Origin of the sequence: Streptomyces sp. NPDC057287 (assembly GCF_042667905.1) — a bacterium.
In the GTDB taxonomy this organism is placed as follows: Bacteria; Actinomycetota; Actinomycetes; order Streptomycetales; family Streptomycetaceae; genus Streptomyces.
In genome coordinates this window covers 530824-553116 of sequence record NZ_JBHUYV010000002.1, presented here as the reverse complement: position 1 = coordinate 553116, position 22293 = coordinate 530824, and the positions used below count along the sequence as shown (strand labels likewise).

General features: G+C 72.2%; 11 protein-coding genes. 6 read left to right on the top strand and 5 right to left on the bottom strand.

What is annotated here, in order from left to right; genetic code table 11:
• Nucleotides 1–142: 142 nt before the first annotated feature.
• Nucleotides 143–901: an IclR family transcriptional regulator gene (locus ACFUNE_RS05755; protein ID WP_383562585.1), complete on the bottom strand. Its 759-nt coding sequence runs from the start codon at nucleotides 899–901 to the stop codon at nucleotides 143–145.
• Between the two features lie 255 nt (nucleotides 902–1156).
• Here ACFUNE_RS05755 and ACFUNE_RS05750 point away from each other — a divergent pair, with 255 nt between their 5' ends.
• The 4 genes from ACFUNE_RS05750 to ACFUNE_RS05735 all read left to right on the top strand — a co-directional run bounded on the left by ACFUNE_RS05750 (nucleotide 1157) and on the right by ACFUNE_RS05735 (nucleotide 4349).
• The gene (locus ACFUNE_RS05750; protein ID WP_383562582.1) at nucleotides 1157–1507 is read left to right on the top strand and encodes a hypothetical protein; all 351 of its coding nucleotides are present in this window, start codon (nucleotides 1157–1159) and stop codon (nucleotides 1505–1507) included.
• 175 nt (nucleotides 1508–1682) lie between these two features.
• Entirely contained in the window at nucleotides 1683–1766 is an 84-nt protein-coding gene (locus ACFUNE_RS05745) for a putative leader peptide (protein WP_383563052.1), read from the top strand.
• A 279-nt stretch (nucleotides 1767–2045) separates the two neighbouring features.
• A complete protein-coding gene (locus ACFUNE_RS05740; RefSeq protein WP_383562579.1) occupies nucleotides 2046–3509 on the top strand; it encodes a hypothetical protein in 1464 nt (487 codons plus the stop codon).
• Between the two features lie 99 nt (nucleotides 3510–3608).
• Entirely contained in the window at nucleotides 3609–4349 is a 741-nt protein-coding gene (locus ACFUNE_RS05735) for a class I SAM-dependent DNA methyltransferase (protein WP_383562576.1), read from the top strand.
• Between the two features lie 32 nt (nucleotides 4350–4381).
• On the opposite strand, the gene ACFUNE_RS05730 is transcribed toward ACFUNE_RS05735, so the two are convergent.
• Nucleotides 4382–5446, bottom strand: coding sequence for a protein kinase family protein (locus ACFUNE_RS05730; protein ID WP_383562573.1), 1065 nt, complete (start codon nucleotides 5444–5446; stop codon nucleotides 4382–4384).
• 319 nt (nucleotides 5447–5765) lie between these two features.
• On the opposite strand from ACFUNE_RS05730, the gene argB reads away from it, so the two are divergent.
• On the top strand, nucleotides 5766–6641 hold the full coding sequence (argB, locus tag ACFUNE_RS05725; RefSeq protein WP_383563049.1) for an acetylglutamate kinase: 876 nt from the start codon (nucleotides 5766–5768) through the stop codon (nucleotides 6639–6641).
• Nucleotides 6642–6689: 48 nt separating this feature from the next.
• Nucleotides 6690–7823, top strand: a complete 1134-nt coding sequence (locus tag ACFUNE_RS05720; RefSeq protein WP_383562570.1) for an alpha/beta hydrolase-fold protein — start codon at nucleotides 6690–6692, stop codon at nucleotides 7821–7823.
• Between the two features lies 1 nt (nucleotide 7824).
• Here the strand turns inward: ACFUNE_RS05720 and ACFUNE_RS05715 are convergent, their stop codons facing one another.
• Genes ACFUNE_RS05715 through ACFUNE_RS05705 form a run of 3 tightly spaced genes read right to left on the bottom strand, consistent with a single transcriptional unit; the run spans nucleotide 7825 to nucleotide 22257 of the window.
• Nucleotides 7825–9528, bottom strand: a complete 1704-nt coding sequence (locus ACFUNE_RS05715; RefSeq protein WP_383562567.1) for an ABC transporter ATP-binding protein — start codon at nucleotides 9526–9528, stop codon at nucleotides 7825–7827.
• Nucleotides 9512–20410, bottom strand: coding sequence for an amino acid adenylation domain-containing protein (locus ACFUNE_RS05710; RefSeq protein ID WP_383562564.1), 10899 nt, complete (start codon nucleotides 20408–20410; stop codon nucleotides 9512–9514). The genes ACFUNE_RS05715 and ACFUNE_RS05710 overlap by 17 nt, the downstream gene beginning before the upstream one ends.
• Before the next feature lie 59 nt (nucleotides 20411–20469).
• Nucleotides 20470–22257: an ABC transporter ATP-binding protein gene (locus ACFUNE_RS05705; protein WP_383562561.1), complete on the bottom strand. Its 1788-nt coding sequence runs from the start codon at nucleotides 22255–22257 to the stop codon at nucleotides 20470–20472.
• Nucleotides 22258–22293: the final 36 nt, after the last annotated feature.

The following is a 22293-nucleotide window of genomic DNA, read 5'->3' as shown; positions in this document are numbered from 1 at the left end:
CGTCATCGAGGGCTCGGCGTCGGCCCTGGTGGAGCCGCGGGCGATGTCCGGGGCGATCTCGGCGCCGTGGTCGGCACCCAGGGCCGCCCTGCCCTCGTCCGGAGGGCGCGGGGCCGCCGGTCCGGAAGCGCGGGGCCGCTGGTCAGAACGGCGGCGGCAGGAGCCCCGCGGCCTTCCTGAGGGCGGCGGCATGGAGCGTGAGCTCGGGTTCGCCGCCCCGGTCCGCGGGCATCGACGCCATCAGGGCGAGCCGGTCCCGCCAGCTGTTGCCGGCCAGCGGCACGGCGACGGCGTTCATGCCCGGCACCGACTCGCCTGCACTGTCGGCGCGGCCGAGGGTACGGATTCCGGCCAGTTCGGAGAGGAGCGCGGCCCTGGAGGTCAAGGTACGGCTGGTGACTCCGGTCAGCCGCTCCTCCGGGTAGAGCGCGCAGACCTGTTCCGTGGTCAGTTGGGCCAGCAGCACCTTCCCGGCCGAGGTGGCGTGCGCCGGGTGGGCTCGGCCTGCTTCCAGGACGGCACGCACCGGGTGCGGCGACTCCCGGCCGTCCGTGATGACGACCTGGTCGCCGATCAGGGAGGCGGTGCTGATCGTCTCTCCGGTGGCGGCGAGCGCCGCGTCCAGCACCACGTGCAGCCGTGCCCTGATCTCGGGTCCGTAACCGGCCGGTCGTCCCAGCGTGACCAGCTCGGGTCCTGCGGAGTAGCCCCGGCCCGAGGCGTCGCGGGTGGCGAAGCCGCGCGACTCCAGCGTGCTGAGCACGCGGTGTGCGGTGGAACGGGCCACATCCAGCTCCCTGGCCGCGTCGGTGACCGACAGGGTGTCATGGGTGAGGAACAGGCGCATCAGGCGCAGCCCGGTGTCCAATGACTCGATGATGTAGCTCCTGGGGTCGGCCACGGGGTCCTCTCGGTCGCGTCACTGGGGCCGTGTTCCGGTGCGGCGCCCGCACCCATGATTCCGGGCCGGTCGCACAGCCGGGGAACCGGCGTCCGCCATCGGCGCCTCGCCGCTGCCGGTGCGTGACTCGTCCGGGGCCGGAGGGGATGCCGAAGGCAATGTCGACAAGCGTTTTCCGCGGTTGCTTGAGGGGCTGCCAGGAGGGAAGACGCAGGGCACCAGAGCCCGTCGGCGGGCCCGGAAGCGGAGGTCTTGATGCTGTCCCACAGACTTGAGCGTGGTGTCCTGGTCCTCACCGTGCAGGAGGATCCCGGGATCGGCGGACGGGCCGAACTGGCCTCTGAGATCGTGGCGTTCATGCGTGCCCACCGTCCGGCACCCGTGCTGGTGGTCATCGATGAGCCGGCAGCCACACCTGCCACGGCCAGCGCGGTCCTGCGCGCACACCGCCAGTGCGGCACCTGGGGCGTGCTGATGTCCGCCGCCACGCACAGCGCCCCCGTCCGGCGCCTCCTCGAGGCGTCCGCCGACTCCGGGGGCGCACGACTGGTCGTCCACCCCCGCGTCGATGTGGCCATCAGCGCCGCGTTCAAGGCCGCGGCCTGACCTTCGGAGGGTGAATGCGGCAGGGGCGCCGTGCGGCGTCCCTCACCGGGGCAGGCGTCGGCAGCGGGAAGAGGGGGCCGGCCCCGGATCCCGCTCCTCCCAGGCCGCTTCGGCCGACTCCTGTCGGTCCGCCTGGTCTTGACCAGGCGTCAGCAGTGCTGCTTGGATCATCCGCATGAAGCGCTGCCAGGAACTCACGCGACGACGCCACGTCGATCTCGTGCGTACCGCCGGCGCTCTCTGTCTCCACGCGGGCTGACGGCGCGGGCGGCTTTCGCTCCGCCCCCTTCTGCGCACCGGATCCGCCGCCGTTCACCCACCGGTGAACGCGCGTGCACGCCCGCCGGCCGGTGCTGCCCCGACGACGCTCCCGCCCTCCGCGGGGCGCGCATCCGTCTGCCCGCGCTCTTCCGCCCGACGCACGCGTGACCGGGCGGTCTCCCGGACAACTCGTGTGTTTCTGAACGGCGTTCGGCCTCCGCGCGTCCCGCCCCCCGCCTCTCCAGGTGCGTCCGCACTCCGAAAGGACAGTCCCGCCGTGTCCCTCTCCCACACTCGCCGCCCATCCGCCCGGTGGAAACCCATCGGTGCTCTGATCGCGGCCCTCGTCATCGGCTGCGCCGGCGCCGCCTCGGCCGTCCCCTCCGCGCCCTTCGGGCCGACGCCTCCGCACAATCCCTACGCGGGGCCCGACGGCACCGCCACCATGCACGGGGACTCGGGCTCCTCCGACACCACACCGCTGGCCGGACCCGGCGCCGGCACCCTCGCGTCGTCGCGTACCGCCCTCGCCTCCGCCTGCCCGACCGTCCTGGTGGGGGCCGACGGCTACCCCGTCGCCCTCTGCACCCCCATCTTCGGCCAGGTACCCACGGTCCATCTGCTCGATCCGGACGACGGGTCCTCCCTGACCTCGCTGAAGCTGACCAAGGGCTCGCTGCTGGGCGGTGTCTACGCCTACATCGACCATCAGGACCGGCTGGTCGTCGCCGACGGCAGCCGCAGCCTGCTCCGGGTCGGCCACCACCGGAACGCCGGGGGCGACTGGAGCCTGACGGTCGACCGGAGCCTCTCCCTGGCCTCCGTCATACCCGAGGACGACGCGGTCACCGGTCTGGCGCCCGACTGGGACGGCCGTGTCTGGTTCGCCACCGGTGGCGGCGTGGTCGGGACCGCCGACGACACCACCGGCACCGTGAAGGCCCTCTCCCTGCCCGCCGGGGAGCGCATCGCCAACAGCATCTCCACGGTCCCGGAGGGCACCGCGGTCACCACCACGCACGCCACCTACCTGCTGACCGCCGAGGCCGGGACGCCGAAGATCATCTGGCGCAAGGCGTACGACCGCGGCTCCGCCCGCAAGCCGGGCCTGCTGAGCTGGGGCAGCGGATCGACTCCCACGTTCTTCGGCCCTGCCCGGGGGACTGAGTACGTCGCCGTCGTCGACAACGCCGATGCCGCGGCCAACCTCAAGGTGTACCGCACCTCCGACGGTTCGGACGTCTGCTCGGTCCCGGTGCTCAAGGCGGCGAAGGGCCCCGGGAGCGAGAACTCCCCGGTGGGCGTCGGCCGCAGTGTCTTCGTCGCGGGCACCTACGGCTACCCCTACCCGGCCGTCCCCGAAGGCGCGGGCACCAGCGTGCCGGCCTCCGCCGACTTCGCCGGCGGCCTCTCACGGGTCGACGTACGGGCGGACGGAACGGGTTGCACCCTCGTGTGGGACAACGCGCTGCGATCGGCGGCGGTGCCGAAGCTCTCGACGGCCGACGGACTCCTCCACACGGTGGTGCGCGACCCGCTGATCCCAGGCACCAAGGGGACGAGTCTGCTCGACCCCTACCGCTACGTGCAGATCGACCCCGACAGCGGACAGGTCACCCGCTCCGCGAGGGTCGGGGTGGGATCGCTGTACGACACGCTGCAGATGGCGGGCACGATCACTCCCGAGGGCGCCTATCTCCAGGGCACCGTGACCGGGGTGCTACGCATCACCGCGCAGTGAACGGACCGTGGCGGGCGGGGACGATCCTGTCCGCCACGGCCTCCGGCGGCACCGGGAATTCGCTGGACGTGCCTGCGGTCGGCGGTGGAGGGTGCCGGAATGCAGCAGAAGGACGTCTGGGACGCCGATGTCGCCCGGCACTACGACACGCCCGGATCCGGCATGTTCGCGCCGGAGGTTCTGGGCCCGTCCGTGGAACGACTGGCGCGGTTGGCCGGGGCGGGGGCAGCGCTCGAGTTCGCCGTCGGAACCGGCCGGGTGGCCGTTCCGCTCGCCGCGCGGGGAGTTCCGGTCGTCGGCATCGAGTTGTCACCGCCGATGGTGGAGCGGCTGCGCAGCAAGGTGGACGAGACGGCGATCCCCGTGGTCATCGGCGACATGGCGACCACGGCGGCACCCGGGGAGTACACCCTGGTCTACATCGTCTACAACGCCATCTCCATGCTGCTCACCCAGGCCGAACAGGTCGCGTGCTTCCGCAACGCGGCGCGCCACCTCGGTCCCGGCGGCCGGTTCGTGGTCGAGCTCTGGACGCCCGAGCTGCGCAAGCTGCCCCCGGGCCAGTCAGCCATCGTCTGTCAGTCCGAACCGGGCTACATCGGGCTGGACACCTACGACGTCCTGCGCCAGCACGTCGTGTCGCACCACTTCCGGTTCGAGGAGACCGGGCAGACCCAGCTGTTCCGCAGCCCGCATCGCTACGTGTGGCCGTCCGAACTCGACCTCATGGCCCAGCTGGCCGGATTCGAGCTGGAGACCAGGCATGCCGACTGGGCGGGCGCGGAGTTCACCGCCGAGTCGCCCTCGCACGTCTCCGTCTACCGGATCCCGCCGAGGTAGCCCTCGGCGCGCCACCCGCCGGGGTCGAGAGGTCAACACCCGAGTGCCCGCTCGACTGCCGCCGCCGGGTACGGTGTCCGCTTGCTCTCGGTGAGCAGACGGCGGTGGAAGGAGTTGAGGACGACGGCTGGACGGGCGTACCGGTCGATGACGGCCGTGAGCCCGGGCGGGATGCCGCCAGGCCGTCGCCCCGCGACCCAGTCGTGCAGGAAGACCTCACGTGCCGTGTCACCCCGCACGCCGTCGAGCACGTGGTGGTGGAGCAGATGGCTCACGACGTAGCCGTGGTCGTACGCACGGTGGTCCGAGAGGAAGGTGGACTCGTCCGCCGAAAGATCGAAGCGGGAGCTCAGGGCAAGCCCGAAGTCGGCGAAGTAGAGCTGGTGGCCATCGGTCAGGATGTTGGCGAAGTGGGCGTCGAAGTGGACGAGTCCGCGTGAACTCATGAAGGCGGCTCCGTCCGTCAGGGCATCCTCCACCCAGCGGTAGGGCGAGCCGTCCCCGCCTTCCAGCGCGTCGGTTCCCCGGCGGTCGGCCAGCCATTCCGCGAGTGTGTGCGGCACATGTTCCAGAAGGAGCACCAGGCTGTGCGAGGACCGGCCGATGCCCTCCAGCCGGTCACGGACGGCCGGTGATCCCTCCCAGTGCGCGACGGCCCCCTCCAAGCCCCCGAATTCGTCGGTGAATCCTTCAGGAGGGGAATCGGGCAGGACCCGCCAGTGGTACATCAGCGGGAATCCCGCACAGGCGTCTCCGAGTACCCAGTTCGTGGTCATGGTGTGCACGGCAAGCTCCCGCCAGGCACCGAACCCGGCCGAACCCACCCCGTACTGATAGAACATCGGCAGTTCGAAGATGTTCGCCGTCGACCGAGCGTTCTCCGGCCGCAACTCGGTGTCCGTCAGAGGGATCCGCTTGACGAAGACGCGCGTTCCGTCGAGGTGCAGCTCTGCCGACCTGCCGCCGATGCCGGACCCGAGCGGGTCAGCGGCTGCCACGACCTCTCCCAGCCGGTGGTCGCTCAGCAGGGAGAGCTGGGTGCTCACGTGCGCGTAACCGGCCAGGCGCGCGGCGCGGAGCGGCGTGTGGTCCGGCATGGACGGCTCCTCGGTGCCCGGGCAGGGCTTCGGCAACCCCGTGTGCGGCACCGACCCTACGCTGCAGGTTCAGCCACTCCCGCCCCTGCTCGCTGCTTTCGGCCGCCGTCCACCCCTCGCCCGACCTTCATTAGGTTAGGCTAACCTCTGCCGTGCCGAGTGGTTCTCGGGAAGAGAACCGCCGCCGGTCGCACGCCAGTTGGACGACCGGACCGATGCGCACCGCGCGAACGGGGTGGGGACAGGGATGAGACCGGCCTTCATGAAGCAGCCGGACGCGGATACGTCCACCGGGTCGCTCCGCCGTCCGGAGGAAGTGATGCGCGGGACGGTCGTCGTCAAGTTCGGCGGCAACGCCATGGTGGACGAGACTTTGCAGCGGACGTTCGCCGAGGACGTGGTCGAGCTGTGGCACGCGGGCCTTCGCCCGGTCGTGGTGCACGGCGGTGGCCCCCAGATCAGCGCGATGCTCGACCGTCTCGGCCTGAAGACCCGCTTCGAGGCAGGCCTGCGGGTGACCACACCGGAGACCATGGACGTGGTGCGGATGGTGCTGGCCGGACGCGTCCAGCGCGAGCTGGTCGGCCACATCAACGCCCATGGACCCTACGCCGTGGGCATGACGGGTGAGGACGCGCACTCGATGACGGCGGTCCGGCGTCCGGCTTGGGTGGACGGCCGCCCCGTGGACATAGGGCTCGTCGGAGACGTCGTGGACGTGGATCCGGCCATGCTGCGCACGCTCCTGACGCAGGGGCACATCCCGGTGGTCTCCCCCGTGGCGCGCGGCGAGGACGGGCAGGTCTACAACGTCAACGCCGACCTCGCGGCGTCGGCCCTGGCCGTGGCTCTCGGAGCCGACCGCCTCGTGATGCTGACCGACGTGGAAGGGCTGTACGCGGACTGGCCGCACAGCACGGACGTGATCGAGCGGGTGACCACCGACACGCTTCACACGCTGCTGCCGACGCTGACCAGCGGCATGCTGCCCAAGATGGAAGGCTGCCTGCGGGCCGTCCGGGGCGGTGTGCCCAGGGCGCACGTACTCGACGGACGCGTGCCGCACGCCGTCCTGCGCTGCGTCCTCGAGGAGACCGCCCCAGGCACCACCGTGGTGGCCGGCAGCGGCGAGGACGTGGCTGCCGGTCCGGTCCCGGACCCGCGCTCGACGCGGTGCCACGTCGCCGCCATCTGACGGACGGGGCTCCAGTCCCTCACTTCACCCAACCACAAGGAGACGTTCATGAGCCGGTCCACCGAACGGGTCGGCGCCGCTGACGTTCCCGCCGCCGGTACGGATGACGTGTTCGCCCGGTTCGGGCTGTCAGGCGTCCCCGGCACCGAGGCCTTCTGGGCGGCTGTGCGGGCTCCCGCATCGGTACCCGCCGACGACGGCGGCTGGGTGACCTTGTTCCTCCGGCAGGGGTCACCGGCGAGCATCGTCTTCGAGAGCTGGTCGGATCCCGTGCCTCTGCGCCGCTGGGGCGACACCGACTGCTGGTACGCCGAGGTGCGCATGCCCGCACGGCTGCGGGTGACCTATCAGCTGCTCGCGCGCGACGCCGTGTACGCCGATCCGCTCAACCCGGTCGGGGCGGGTGGCGACCGGTCCGTCTTCGCGACGCCGGACGTTCCGCCCCAGCCGCACTGGCCGGACATCGGGGCCGACGACGTGCTGCCCGTCCCGCGCACCCGGATCCGTTGGGCGGGCGGCCGACTGGGCGGGCGGCGGACCGTGCGCGTCCACCCGGCGGGCGGTGGCGGGCCGGTGGTCCTGCTGCTCGACGGGGACGACTGGCTCCACCTCCATCCGGCCATGACCGCGTTCGACTCCGCCGTCGCCGACGGCGCGATGCCCCCCGTGACCCTCGTCTTCCTGCCGGCCAGGGACCGCGAGGCCGAATTCGGGTGCCGGCCCGCCCTGTGGGAGGCGGTCCGGGACGAACTGCCGCCGCTGGTGGCGGAGACCGGCGTACCCGCCGACTGGGACCGTCTGGTGGTCGCCGGGCAGAGCCTCGGCGGCCTGAGCGCGATGTACGCGGCGCTGGAGTTCCCTGACCTGGTGTCCCGTGTCGCCTGCCAGTCGCCGTCGTTCTGGTGGGCCCCCGGGGCCCCGGACCTTGCGGACCCCCTGGGCGGGCCGGTCGGCGGGGCGATCGCCGCGCGCCTGCGGAAGGGCCCGGACCTGTCCGGGCTGCGGATCGCGTTCGATGTCGGGGAGCACGAGACGCGGATGCTCCCCCACTGCGGGACGGCCGAGGCCCTCACCCGGCAGGCGGGCGCGACCGTGCGTGTGTCACGGTCGCCGTCGGGTCACGACCGGGCGGGCTGGCGGCACGCCCTGCTCAGGGATGTCGCCTGGGCCGTGGCCCGGTAGATCACCGGGCCACGGCCCGGCAGTAGTCCTCGTCGGAGGCGAGGAGATGACGATGCGTGTCCTCGGCCGTGACGACGCCGTCGTCCAGGACGAGGACCCGGTCGGCCGCGTCCAGCAGAGCGGGGCTGCTGGTGAGCACGAGGGTGGTGCGGCCCTTGCGCAGTTTCGCGATGTTCCGCGCGATGAGCTGTTCGGTCACCGCGTCGACCGCCGTCGTCGGGTCGTGCAGGACCAGGACCTCCGCGTCCGCGGCGAGGGCCCGCGCCAGGGACAGCCGCTGGCGCTGGCCCCCGGAGAGGTTCGCGCCGCGGTCGCGCACGCCGTGGTCGAGTCCCTCACGGTGGAGGGCCACGACATCGGTCAGCAGCGATGCCTCGACGGCCTCGGGAACCATCGCGCTGGTGCCCGAAGGATCGATGTTCGTGCGGAGACTGCCCTCGAAGATCTCCCCGTCGTACGGGTTCACAAGCATGTGCTCGCGCAGCGCCTCGACCGACAGGTCCGCGATCTCCCGTCCCCCGACCCGCACCACGCCTCCGTACTCACGGGGCGGGACGTTCGCGGCCAGGACCGACGCGAGATCGGCAGCCGCGCGCGGCCGGTAGGCGGCGATCGCCACGAACTCGCCGGCACGCACCTGGAACTTCAGCTCGTGCAGGGAGCCGTACCGGACGCAGTCGATCTCGAGGTCTCCGCCCGCCGCAGGGCGCTCATGGCCCGGGTCCGTCAGGGGCGGCGCCGAGAGCACCAGTGCCATCCGCTCGGCCGAGGCGCGGGCCATCATCACGTACTTCGGCATCTCCGAGAACATCTTGAGCGGTTCCATGATGAACTGCGCAAGCCCGACGGCCATGACGAGCTCGCCGACGGTGATCCGTCCCGCGAACGCCAGCCAGCCCGCGGTCAGCGTCACCGCTGCGGCGAGCACCGCGTTGAGGGCTAGCGCGGTGCCCGCGTACACGCCGTTCACCTTGGCGACGGTGATCGCCTGGTGTCGCGCCTCCGTGCTGACCTTCCGGTACGACACGAACGCCGCGTGGTTGCCGCCGAAGCCGTGCAGCGGACGCAGGCCGGAGATCAGGTCGGCGACCTTGGCCCCCGCCCGTGCCACTCTGGCCTGCTGTTCGCGGGTGCTGGCGCCGATCCGCCTGGACATCACGCTCAGCACCGAGAGGATCGCCACCGTACCGACGATCACCAGCAGACCGAGCCGGATGTCGGCGAGGCCCAGCGCGACCGACGCGACCACCACCGCGACCAGCGAGCTGACCAGCAGGGGCACCACCTCGACGATGTCGGCGGTCTGGTCGGCGTCCTCGGTGGCGATGGTCAGTACCTCGCCGGACTTCAGGTCGACGTCCCTGGCCACGGGCTGGAGCCCGCAGGCCGCCACGCGCACCCTCCAGCGGTGCGCCTCGGTCGTGTTGGCCTTCTGCAGGACCCGCATCCCGAACCGCCACGACAGCGAGACGGTCGTGATGATCACGGCCAGCGCGGCGATCGACAGGCCCAGCGAACCGAGGCTCCGGTCCTGCATCGTGAGTTCGACGATCAGGCCGAGCGCGATGGGGAAGGCCGTCTCTCCCGCTTGGTAGAGACCCATGAGGACGGTGCCCCGGACCACCGCGCCGGCGTTGCGACGCAGGGCGGTCCGGAGGATGTCGGCCCCCGGGCGGGGCCGCTGCGGATCAGGTGTTGTCTTCAAGGTGGCGCGCAATCGCTTCCGGGGTTCGAAGGGTGAGCAGGTCACGGATCGTGACCACAGGACCGTACTCCCGGCGGAGCAGCCCGATCAGCCGCACCGCCAGCATGGAGTGCCCTCCGAGGGACACGAAGTCGCTGACCGCGCTGACCTCGTCGTCGTCGAGGTCCAGCGCCTCGGCGAAGAACTCGCAGACCACGATCTCCGTCTCCGTCTCCGGGCCGCGCTCGGCTCCCGTGGTCAGGACACCGAGCGGTCTGGCCTCCGGCAACGCCTTCGTGTCGGCCTTGCCGTTCACGGTGAGGGGGATGGCGTCGACCTGGGCGTAGTGCGTCGGGCGCAGGAAGTCCGGCAGCGCCGCACCCACCTCGGTGGCGACCGCCGCCAGGTCGGAGCCGCCCAGCACGAGGTAGGCGGCCAGCCGGTACGCTCCGTCGACCTGCGGGTCCGGCTGCGCGACCGCGGCGGCGAACCGCACGGCCGGGTGAGCCGCGAACGCGGCCTCGACCTCGCCGAGTTCGACCCGGTGTCCCCGGATCTTGACCTGCTGGTCGGTGCGGCCGAGGTACATCAGGTTGCCGTCGGGCCGCCGGACCACCAGGTCCCCGGTGCGGTACATACGCACGCCGGGTTCGCCGAAGGGACAGGCGACGAAGCGGTCCGCCGTCTGGGCGGACTGTCCGAGATAGCCCCGGGCGATGCCGATGCCCGACACGTACAGCTCGCCGGGGACCCCGTCCGGCAGGGTGCGCAGCCACGGGTCAAGCACGTACACCTCGGTGTTGTCGATCGCCACGCCCACCACCGGATCCTGGCACTCGAAGGTGCCGACGCCGAGGGTGTTGATGGTGTATTCGGTGGGCCCGTAGAGGTTGTAGCCGACCGTCCCCCCGGTCTCCGCGAGCCGCTGCCACAGGCCCGGGGTGACGGCCTCGCCGCCGAGCAGGACCAGCGCCGGACGTCGCCCGGGCGTGTCGAGCAGACCCTCGGCCACCAGTTGCTGCGCGTAGGTCGGGGTCACGTTGATGACGTCGATCCCGTGCTCCAGGCAGTAGGCGACCAGCCTGGGCGCGTCGCGGCGCAGCTCCTCGTCGCAGATGTGCACCTCATGGCCGTCGGCGAGCCACAGCAGCTCCTCCCACGACATGTCGAACGCGAACGAGACGGTGTGCGCGATCTTGAAGATCCGGTGCCCGTGTTCCGCCAGGACCGGTTCGAAGATCCGGCGCTGATGGTTGATCAGCATGTTGGTGAGTCCGGCGTACTCGGTCACCACGCCCTTGGGCCTGCCGGTCGATCCGGAGGTGTAGATGGTGTAGGCGGGGTGCCGCAGGCGGTGCGGGGCGTCCGGCGCGAAGGTGACGACCGGCTCGGCCGCGGGCAGGGGCCGGTCGAGCTCGATCAGGTCGCCGGTCAGCCGGGGTGAGACGGCGCTCACCGTGAGGATCACGTCCGGGCGTGCCGCGTCGACGATCGCCGCGATCCGCTCGTCCGGGTGGTCCAGCTCCAGCGGCACGTAGGCGGCCCCGGTGCGCAGTACGGCGAAGAGGGCCACGATCGAGTCGAGGGAGCGCGGGATCGCCAGGCCCACGGTCGTCTCCGGGCCGATACCTCGCAGGGCGAGTACACCCGCCACGGCACGGCTGCGGTCCCTGAGCTGGGCGAAGGTCATCGTCGCGCCGTCGGCGACGAGGGCGGTCCGCTCCGGTGCCCGGCCGGCCGCCCCGTCGAAGCGGTCGACGACGGTGTCCGTGCCGATGTCCGTGCGCCCCGCGGGTTCGGGTGCCGATCCGAGGCCGGGCAGCGCGCCGACCGGCCCCGTGGAGCGTGCCAGGTCCCGGAGCACGCGGAGGTAGTCGTCGAGGAGGCGGCGGGCCTTCCCGGAGTCGTCGTCGCGGTGCTCCAGCTTGACCGTGAGCCGGTCGCCGGGGGTGACGACCCAGGTGAACGGGTAGTGCGTCGAGTCGTCGGCCTTCACCGCCGTGATGCCGTGCCGGGCGTTCATCTCGGCGAACGCGTCCAGGTCGAGGAAGTTCTGGAGGACGAAGAGGTTGTCGAAGAGGGTGTCGTGGCCGCTGGCCCGCTGGATCTCGCCGAGCCCCAGGTGCTCGTGGTCCATCGCCTCGACCCGGGCGGCCTGGACGGCGGCGAGGTACTCCCGGACCGTGGCGTCGGGCCGTGCCCGTGTCCACATGGGCACGGTGTTGAGCAGCACACCGACGATGCCGGAGAGGTCCTCGCCCTCCCGGCCGGAGACGGTCACGCCGAACACGGCGTCGCTCCGTCCCGTGTGCGCGCCGAGCAGCAGCCCGAACGCGCCGGTCAGCAGCGTGTTCAGCGTGACGCCGTGTGCCTTGGCCGTCTCCCTCAGGAGGTCCGACCGCTCGGCGGAGAGTGTGTGCACGAGCGCGCGCGGCAGCTCGTCCGGGAGGGACGGCTCCGGTCCGGCGAGGAGCGTCGGGCCGGTGAGACCGGCCAGGTGCTCCGCCCAGAAGCGCTCCGACACGGCGGGATCCCTGGCGTCGAGCCTCCGGGCGTAGTCCTCGAAGCTCGGTGTGGCCGGGGCCGCGTCGGGTGTCTCGCCCGCGAGGACGGACCGGTAGGCGTCGAACAGGTCCCGCAGCAGGATCTCGCGGGACCAGCCGTCCCACAGCAGCAGGTGGTAGCTGAGCAGGAGGCCGTCGCCTCCGCCGGGGAGGCGGACGAGGGTCAGCCGGATCAGGGGCGGCTCGCCGGGGTCGAATCCCGTGTCGCGGTCCTCGGCGCGCAGGGCGTCGATGTCCGCGTCCGTCCGCAGCTCGACCGTGCGGACGCCGACCCGCCGGCCGGCCTTGAGGACCTGGACGGGGTTTCCGTCGTCGTCGGTGGTGAAGCCCGCGCCCACGACCGGGTGCCGTGCGATGACGTGGGTCATCGCCTCGGAGAGCGCGTCGGCGTCCAGGCGCCGGTCGAAGGTGAAGTAGCTCTGTGCGACGTAGTGTCCGGCGGTGCCCGCCATCTGGGCCTGGAAGTACAGGCCTCGTTGGAGCGGGGTGACCGGCGCGGTGCGCTCGGCCGTGGCGGAGGCGTCCGCAATGCGTTCGAGCGCCTCCCGCCAGTGGCCGGTCACCTCGTCGGGAATGCCGTCGGCGAGCGTGAACGCCGCGTGCAGGCTGCCGGTCGGCTCGTCGATCCACGCGTTGACCTCGACGGCGTACGGGCTTCCCTGATCCCCGCCCGAGATGTGCAGTGCCTGGGACTCGCTGCCCCGGCCGAGGTAGTTGAACAGCACCTGCGGGCGGGTCTTCAGCAGGGGGGCCGTCTGCGGGTCGAGATATCTGAGCCGGCCGTAGGCGACGTGCCCGTGTTCGTCGGGCTGCCGTTCGGCGACCTCGCGGGCCGCCTCGACGGGGTCCGTGTGCGCGCTGAGGCGCACGGGGGCGATGGAGGTGAACCAGCCGACCGTGCGGGTGTAGTCGTGGTGTTCCCGTGCCGGGACCCTGCCGTGCCGCTCCAGCTCCACGGCGAGATCGGTGGGCGTCTGCTGCACGTGCGTCAGCGCGGTCCGCAGCGCGCCGCACAGCAGCTCGGTCAGCCCGATGCCGAGCGCCGCGGGCGCGGTGCGCGTCACCCGGTCGCTCACCTCCGGTGCGAGCACGACCGTGCTCTCGCGGGGCCTCTCGGCCACGGGCAGGAGCGCGGGTGCCTGGAGCGTGGTGATCCAGTGGCCGAGGTCGTCGGTCCCCCGGGCTGACGGGGAGTTCAGGGCTTCGGCGTACTCGGCGTACGACGTGGTCGGCGGTGGGAGCGTCGCGCCGCGCAGGACGGCGGCGAGGTCGTCCAGCAGGACCAGCCAGGAGACGGAGTCGACGGCCAGGTGGTGCACGGTGACCACCAGGGTCCGGCGGGACTCCAGCCACGAGAACGCGATGACGTCCCCGGACTCGGGATCGAGGCGTCCGGCCGCCTGGTTCGCCGCGGTCGTCGCGTCGGTATCCACCGGTACGACGGTGACCGCGCGGGCGGGCTCGGTGCTCAGGTTCCACACGCCGTGCCGCACACGCAGTCGCAGCCGGAGCGCCGGATGAGCCGCGACGACTGCCTCCGCCGCGCGCTCCGCTTCGGCGAGACCGGTGCCCTCGGGCGCCACCAGGGCCCTGGCCTGGGCGAACCGCGCGAGTGAGCCGCCCAGTTCCCGCTGCCGCAGGATGATCGGCGTGGGCATCAGCGGGCCGTCCTCCTGGACGGCGGGCCCCGGCACGGCGGCCCGGGGTGCCTCCGATGTCAGGTGCTCGGCGAGCGCGCGCGGCGTCCTGAGGAGGAACACGTCCCGGGGAGCGATCGGCAGACCGAGCGCCCTGGCCCGGTTGATGACGGTGATGGCGACGATGCTGTCGCCCCCGGCCGCGAAGAAGTCGGTGTCACCGTCCACGGCGGGGGCGCCCGGCAGCGCCTCGGTGAAGATCCCGACCAGTCCGGCGAGCGCGGACCCGCTCGCGGCGACCGGCGTCCCGCCCTGCGCGGCGCGCTCGGCCAGGGCCTTCCGGTCCAGCTTTCCGTTGACCGTCAGCGGCAGGGCGTCGACCGTCAGCACCCGGCCCGGAATCATGTGCACGGGCAGCTTCGCGGACAGGAGGTCGGTGAGGTCGCCCGGCACCCCGCCCACGACATGCGCGACGAGGTGGTCGCCGCTGTCCGCGACGGTCACCGCCACGTCGGTCACCCCGTCGAGTTCACGGATCGCGGACTCCACCTCGCCGAGCTCAATACGGAACCCCTTGAGCTGCACCTGGTCGTCTGCGCGGCCCGCGAACTCCAGCTCCCCGTCGAGCGTGCGGCGGGCGAGGTCGCCCGTGTGGTACATCCGGGAACCGTCGCGGGCGAAGGGGTTCGCCACGAACCGGCCCGCGGTCAGCCCGGGCCTGCCCAGGTAGCCGAGGGACACCTGGTCGCCGGCGACGTAGATCGCACCCACCTTGCCGGGTGGCACGGGCCGCAGCCGGTCGTCGAGCAGATAGGTGGTCAGGCCGGGGACGGGGCCGCCGATGGGGCTGACGTCGCCGTCGAAGTCCTCGTCGGTGAGCACCCGGTGGGTGACGTGCACCGTGGTCTCGGTGATGCCGTACATGTTGACCAGCTCCGGCGAGCCGGTGCCGTGCCGCTCGACCCAGCCGCGCAGCCGGGCGAGGTCCAGCGCCTCACCTCCGAAGATGATCCGGCGCAGCGCGGGGAGGGGCTCCCCCGCGTGCAGGTCGGCCTCGACGAAGCGGTAGAAGGCCGAAGGGGTCTGGTTGAGCACGGTCACCCCGCGCTCACGCACCAGCCGGTGGAAGTCCACCGGGGAGCGGGTCAGGCCGTACTCCGGCACCAGCAGCTCCCCGCCGTGCGCCAGCGCGCCCCACAGCTCCCAGACCGCGAAGTCGAAGGAGTACGAGTGGAACTGGACCCATACGTCGTCCGGGCCGAAACCCATGCCGGGCCGGGTGTTCGCGAGCAGCGTCACCACGCTGGAGTGCGGGACGACGACACCCTTGGGCCTGCCGGTCGAGCCGGACGTGTAGATGACGTACGCGGGGTCGTGCCAGCCGGCTCCGGCCGTCTCCGCTGCCGGCGCGTCCTCTCCCGGCAGGTCCTCCCCGAGCACGAGTACGCGCGCCGGCGTCCCTGGCCCCCGGCCCAGCAGCCGCGTGAAGCGCTCCCGCTGCTCACGGTCGACGAGCACGACCTGCGGGGCGGCGTCGGCCAGGATGTACTCCAGCCGTTCGTCCGGGTAGGCCAGGTCGAGGGGTACGTAGGCCCCGCCCGCGGCGACGACGGCGACCAGAGCGACGACCTGCTCCGGTGAACGCGGCACGGCGACGGCGACGCGCCTGCCAGGCCCGACACCGGCCGCGCGCAGCACCGATGCCAGCTGGTCCTTGGCGTCGGCCAGCTCGCCGTAGGTCAGCGACCGGGTTCCGCCGTCGAGCGTGCAGTGGGTGACGGCGGTGGCCTCCGGGGCACGGGCCGCGGCGGCGTCGAACAGGCCGCCCAGGGTTGTGGGGGCGATCCGCGCGGGGCGCGGGGCCGCGTCGTGCCGCAGCTCGTCGATGCGGGTGTCCGGCCCGGTGAGCAGGCCGGCGAGCGTCCGGCTGAACGTGCCCAGGAGCGCCTGTGCGCTCGATTCCCGCAGCAGCTCGGCGTCGTAGATCAGGTTGAAGCGGAGGCGGCCCTCGGGAGTCCGCTCCACGACCAGGGTCAGCGGGTAGTGGGGAGCGCCCTCGTTCACGATGCCGGTGACGGCCAGCTCGTCGCCTGGCCGCCGCAGAGCCTCCACGTCGGTCGCGACGTCGAAGACCACCAGGGTGTCGAAGAGGGCGCCGCCGCCCATCTGGCGGCCGATTCTCGCGAGGGAGACGTGCTGGTGCGCCAGCACCGCGCTCTGGTGCTCCCGCACGGAGGCGAGGAGCTCCCGGGCCGTGGTGGTTTCCGTCCAACGGGCTCTGACCGGAATGGTGTTGATGAAGAGGCCGACCATGTCCTCGATGCCGGGCACATCCGCGTCACGGCCGGAGACCGTGGAGCCGAAGACGACGTCGTTGCCGTGGAGGATGCCTCCCAGCGTCACCGCCCAGGCGCTGTGCACGGCCACGCTGAGCGGCACTCCCGCCGACCGGACGGCAGCCTCGGTGTCGTCCTCGGGCTCCACGGCGGTGTCGTGGAACCGGTCGGACGGGGTGTGCCCGTCGGCGACGAGCGAGGGTCCGGGCAGACCGGCGAGCTCTTCGCGCCAGACGCGGTCGCTCTCGTCGTCGTCGAGTCCGGCGAGCCGGCGCACGTAGTCGGGGAAGCCTCCCAGCGGGTACAGGGTGCCCGGCGCGTGGTACTCGGTGAGCAGGGCCCGGAGCATCGGCGGCACCGACCAGCCGTCGGCGATGATGTGGTGCACGGTCTGCACCAGTACGTTCCTGCCGGAGCCCGCGCGGATGAGGGTGTACCGCATCAGGGGGCCCTCGGCCAGGGCGAACCCCGTGCGGCGGTCACGCTCCGCGTGGTCACGTATCTCTTCGTCGCTGATGCCGGGGCGGTCGAGCGTGGTGAAGGGTGCCGTCACCGCGCTCTCCAGCACGGAGACGACGCGTCCGTCGGCGAGGGCCGTGAACCGGGCCGCCAGATTCGGGTACAGCGCGAGCAGCCGGGTCGCCGCCGCCGCGAGCCGCCCCGCGTCCACCTCGCCCTCGAGCGTGAGCAGTTGCTGTTCGACGTAGCTGCCCGCCGAGTCGTCGTCGAAGACCGAGTGGAAGTAGAGGCCCTCCTGCAACGGGGTCAGGGGCAGGATGTCACGGAGTTCCGGTCCGTCCAGGGTGTCGACGTCGGCCTGCGTGAGCGGCACCAGGGGGAAGTCGCCGGGAGAGTGGCCGCCCCGTTCGAGCGCGGCGAGGCCGGTCAAGGCCTCTCGGAGGTAGGCGCCGATGGTCGCGGTGTCCTCGTCGGCGAACACCCCGTCGGGCCAGGAGACGGTGGTGATCAGCTCGTACTCGCCGCTCGACGCGGGTTCGGCCACGGCGTTGAACTCCAGGGCGCGCGGCAGCCGCATCCTCAGGTCGCGCCGCTCACCCAGTTGCCCGGTGGCGCCGGCGAACTCCCAGTCCCCGGACGTGCCCGAGTCGAAGCGGCCCAGGTAGTTGAACAGCACCTGAGGCGCCGGTGTCGCGAGCCCGGCGTCGGTCAGATAGCGCAGGGCGCCGTAGGAGACGCCGTTGCTCGGCACGCGCCCGAGATCGTCCTTGACCGCCTTGAGGGCTGCCGCCAGGTACGCGGGCGAGGTGAGGTCGGCCCCCGCACCGGGATCCACGACCACCGGGAACAGGGTGGTGAACCAGCCCACGGTCCGGGACAGTTCCGGCTCGAAGCCGGCGCTCCCGGCCACGAAGCGTCCTTCGCGGCCGTGTCCTTCGAGCTCGATGTGCGCGAAGGTCTGGTCCTGACCGAGGTCGCGGCGCCACCGGGCCAGGGCGACGGCGAGCGCGGTCAGCAGCACGTCGTTGACGCCCGCGTGGAACATGCCGGGAATCTCCCCCAGCAGTGCGGCCGTGACCTCGGGCCCCACCCGGACGATGTGGATCCGTTCCCCGGCGACGGTGTCGGTGTCGGACAGGGCGCGCCTGCCCAGCGGCGCGTCCGTGCCCGGCAGTGGACGCTGGAAGGCCGCGCGGTCCGATTCGAACGCTGCGCCTTCCAGCAGCTGGGTCCAGCGCCGGAACGACGTTCCCACCGGCAGGAGCTCGATCGCACCGCCGGAGGCGAGCCCGGTCCATGCGGTGGCCAGGTCCTCCATGAGGATCCGCCAGGACACGCCGTCGATCACCACGTGATGGGCGACCAGGACCAGTTGCCGGGCCTCGCGGCGCCAGACGGCCCGCAGCATCACGCCGTTGTCCGGGTCGAGCCCCTCGGTGGCGCGCTCGACGCAGGCGTCGAGCGGGAGGCCGCTCTCCTCCCACCCGGCGAAGGTCCGGCCGGCCCGGTCCGCCTCCGGGATGTGGAAGCTCCACCGGTCGCCGCGCACCAGTTCGGCGCGCAGCATGTCGTGCCGCCCCACCACGGCGTTCAGGATCGCGTCGAGGGCTTCTGCGGTGAGGTCGGCCGGGGTGTTCAGCACGACCGACTGCACGAAGCCGTCGATCGCGTCCGTGGTCTCGCCGAGCCATTGCACGACGGGAGACCCGACGACGGTGCCGGTCGCCTCGTCGCCGTGCTCGGCGGCGGAGACGTCCTCGCGGCTCACGACCGCCGCCAGCGCGCCGACCACGCTGTGGGTGAAGATCTGCCGTGCCGTGACGTACAGACCGGCCCCGCGGAGCGCGCTGAGCAGCGAGATGGCCAGGATGCTGTCTCCGCCGAGCCGGAAGAAGTCCTGGTCGACACCGACCTGGTCCAGTCGCAGCACGCTCGCGACGGCCTCGCACACCAGGCGCTCGTTGTCGGTGACGGGCAGGACGAGCGTGCCCGTCCCGATGCGGGGTTCCGGGAGCGACACCCGGTCGAGCTTGCCGTTCGCGGTGAGGGGGAACTCCTCCAGCACGACGATGTGGGCGGGCACCATGTACTCCACCATGTGCTCGCCGGCCCACGCCTTGACGTCGTCGCCGTGCAGGGCCTCGCTGCCGGCGGCCGGGATCACGTACCCCACCAGGTAGGTACCGCCCGCCGTGTTCTTCTTCGCGACGACGCAGGTGTGCCGTACCCCGGGGTGCTCCGCGAGGCCCACCTCCACGTCCTCGATCTCCAGCCGCATGCCGCGGATCTTTATCTGGTTGTCGGCCCGGCCGAGGAAGTCCAGCGACCCGTCCGGGGCGAACCGCGCGAGGTCGCCGGTCCTGTACAGCCGGGAACCGTCCCCCGCGAACGGGTTCGCGACGAACCGGGACGCGGTGAGTCCGGCGGCGTTGACGTACCCGCGCCCGAGGAGGAACCCGCCGACGTACAGCTCGCCGCCGACCCCGACGGGGACCGGGCGCAGCTCGTCGTCCAGCACGTACAGCTGGGTGTTGGGGTTCGCCCTGCCTATGGACGTCGACAGGCGCTCGGCCTCGCCCCGGTAGATGACGTGCGAGACGCCGATCGTCGTCTCCGCGGGGCCGTATCCGTGGTACATGGGGATGTCGAGCCGGGTGCGGAACCGTTCGTACAGTTCCGGGGTCAGCACCTCCCCGCCGCACCACACGTGCCGCAGGCTGTCGAGACGCCCGGTGTCGCCCGCCATCTCCAGCAGCACGTCCAGCATGGACGACACCAGGTAGGTGAAGGTCACGCGCTGCTCGGCCAGCACGCTCAGCAGGTGTTGGGGGTCCCGTTCGCCACCGGGGCGCAGGACGACCAGCCTGCCCCCGCGCACCAGGGGCAGGAAGATCTCGTTGATGGAGATGTCGAAGGACAGCGGCGCCTTGAACAGTGACGCGTCGTCGTGTCCGAAGCCGAGGATCTCCTCGGACTGCCACAGCAGGCGCTCGCTGATCGCTTCGTGCCGGATCATGGCGCCCTTGGGGCGGCCGGTCGATCCGGACGTGAAGATCACGTACGCCAGGGCGTCGCCGTGCACGCCGACCTCGGGCCCCTCGGCGGGGAAGGAGCCGTACCGCCAGTCGGAGAGGTCGACCGGGACGGCCTCCGGCTCTCCGTCGTGCCGGCGGCCCGAGTCGTCGATCTGCAGGACGACCCGGGCGTCCTGGATGACGACGGCCCGGCGCGCGGCCGGCCACTGCGGGTCGAGGGGCACGAACGCGCACCCCGCCTGGAGCACTCCGAGCAGCCCGATCACCATGTCGGCCGAGCGGCCCAGCGAGATGCCGACGACCTGCTCGGCGGTGAGTCCGCGCTCGATCAGGTGATGGGCCAGCTGGCCGGAGAGCGCCGCTGCCTCACGGTAGGTCAGTGACCGGTTCTCGTCGACGATCGCGATCGCGTCCGGCCTCTTCCGGGCCTGCTCGCGGAACATCTCCACGACGGTCGGACGGATCCGGTCGGCCGCGGTGTCGTTCCACTCGGTCAGGGCACGGAGCCTCTCCGCAGCTCCGGTCGGACCGATCGTGCCGACGGGCCGGTCAGGGAAGTCCGCGAGGTCGTCCAGCGCCAGCTGCGCTTCGGCCGTGACGACACCGTCGGGGGTGGCGATGCTCCGACCGTCGGGGCCTGTCTCCCAACCGGCAGGTGCGGCACCGCCGTTGTCGGCCCACCGGAGGACGTCGGCGAACAGGGTGCCCGGGGTCAGGTCGATGCCGTCGGGGCTGCGGCCCGTCGCCCAGTACGACAGGCCGATGGCGCACGCCTCGGTGATGGTCCTGTCCGGGTAGTCGCCGGTCCGCCTGCGTACGTCGTCCAGGCTCGTGGGGGAAAGCAGCACGAGGCGAGCAGTCTGATCCGTCATCGAAGACCCATTGTCCTTCCAGCGTATGAGAGTGGGACCAACCTCGACCCGGGACGTGCCTAACTGCCCTCGCGCCAGGCCCGCCACAGTCGTGCGTACCGCCCGCCGAGAGCAACCAGCTCGTCGTGGGTTCCCTGTTCCACCACCCGCCCCGCGTCCAGCACCGCGATGCGGTCCGCGGCCATCGCCTGGGTCAGCCGGTGCGCGACGAACAGCGTGGTCCGGCCGGCGCACGCGGCCTGTACGGACCGCTCCAGCTCGGCCGCGCCCTCGCTGCCGGCTTCGGCGGTCGACTCGTCGAGCACGACGACCGGGGCGCGGTTCAGCACCAGCCGGGCCAGGGCGATCTGGGCGACCTTGGTGACGTCCAGGCGTTCGCCGCCCTCGCCGACCGGGGTGGCCGGGCCGTCGGGCAGCGCTTCCACCCAGCCGGCGGCGCCGACCGTGCGCAGGGCGTCCATCAGTCCGGCGTCGGTCGCGCGTGGCGCGGCCAGCCGGAGGTCGTCGGCGAGCGGACCGGAGAACACGTGCGTCTCCTGCGTCAGGATGCTCACGAGGGCCCGCGCGCCCGCCTCGTCCATCTCCGCGAGGTCGTGCGGACCGATGCGCACGGACCCGGCTTCGGGAGTCCCGATGCCCGCGATCAGCGCTGCCAGCGTCGACTTGCCCGCGCCGGTCGCCCCCACCAGGGCGAGCGAACCACCCGCCGGGATCGTCAGACTGACGTCCCGCAGCACCGGGTCCTCGGCACCGGGATAGCGGAAGGTCAGCCCTTCCACCGTCACGGGGTACGGCACGGCGTCCGCGGTCGCCACGGAGGCGTCGCCCACCAGCCGGTCCTCCGCGGGCTCCCCCAGCACCCCGACGAGCCGCGTGAGGCTCGCGCCCGACTTCTGCACCTCGTCGAAGGTGAACATGATGGCGCCGAGCGGGGTGAACAGCCGGTGGAACATGAGCGGCGCCGCCGACACCTCGCCCAGGCTCGCGGCGCCGTTCTCCAGGAGGACGTAGCCGACCAGAAGGATCAGGACCAGCCCGATGAACTCGGCGCGGTTCTCCCTGCCGACGAACCGGCCGAAGATCCGGAAGACCTCGATGCCGAGCTCGCGCACGCGCCACGACCTGTCGGTGACCTTCTCGCGGAAGGCGGTCTCCAGACCGTATGCCCGTACGGTGTCGATCCCGTTCAGCCCGCTGATCAACGCCTGTGCACGGTCGGCCTGGGCCACCCGCTGCCGCTGGTAGAGCGGCGCCGACCGGGGCAGGTACCAGCGCAGGGCCAGCGCGTAGGCGGGCAGCGCGCCGGCGCCCGCCAGGCCGAGCCTCCAGTCCAGTCCGAACATGCCGACCGTGGCGATGGCGACCAGCACACCGGCGGAGAACACCGTGGGGATGGCTGTGCGGATGCCCCTGGAGAGCACGGCCACATCGTCGCCGACCCGGGAGAGCACGTCTCCCCGGCCGACCTGTTCGATGCGTGCGCTCGGCATCCCCAGCACCGCCCGGACCGCGGCTTCCCGCAGCTGGGCCAGGAGATCCGCGCCCAGCCGCCCGATCAGAAAGGTCGAGACCGCGGTGGCCGCCGCGCCCAGCAGCGCGGCGGCTCCCATCAGGATGCCGACCGTGACCAGGACCGAGCGGTCGTCGCCCTGGACCACGCCGTCGACGACCCGGCCGAGCAGGAGCACGGGGAGCACCTGGAGCGCCGCCCCGGCCACCGTGGTGAGCACGGTGGCCGACGTGAGCCACGGCACCTCGCGGCAGCGCGCGGTGACCCAGCGGGTGGACTCGCCCCCGGCCGCGGTGCGCAGGGCGGCCGGGGCGACGCGCGTGTCGGTGGTGCTCACGCAGGCGCCGGGACGGGCATGTGGCGGGGCGGGCCG

What these genes read in the sequence shown, in the direction of transcription:
- ACFUNE_RS05750 (WP_383562582.1), top strand. Translation starts at nt 1,157, where the DNA reads ATGCTGTCCCACAGACTTGAGCGTGGTGTCCTGGTCCTCACCGTGCAG.
- ACFUNE_RS05745 (WP_383563052.1), top strand. Translation starts at nt 1,683, where the DNA reads ATGAAGCGCTGCCAGGAACTCACGCGACGACGCCACGTCGATCTCGTG.
- ACFUNE_RS05735 (WP_383562576.1), top strand. Translation starts at nt 3,609, where the DNA reads ATGCAGCAGAAGGACGTCTGGGACGCCGATGTCGCCCGGCACTACGAC.
- ACFUNE_RS05730 (WP_383562573.1), bottom strand. Translation starts at nt 5,446, where the DNA reads ATGCCGGACCACACGCCGCTCCGCGCCGCGCGCCTGGCCGGTTACGCG.
- argB (WP_383563049.1), top strand. Translation starts at nt 5,766, where the DNA reads ATGCGCGGGACGGTCGTCGTCAAGTTCGGCGGCAACGCCATGGTGGAC.
- ACFUNE_RS05720 (WP_383562570.1), top strand. Translation starts at nt 6,690, where the DNA reads ATGAGCCGGTCCACCGAACGGGTCGGCGCCGCTGACGTTCCCGCCGCC.
- ACFUNE_RS05710 (WP_383562564.1), bottom strand. Translation starts at nt 20,410, where the DNA reads ATGACGGATCAGACTGCTCGCCTCGTGCTGCTTTCCCCCACGAGCCTG.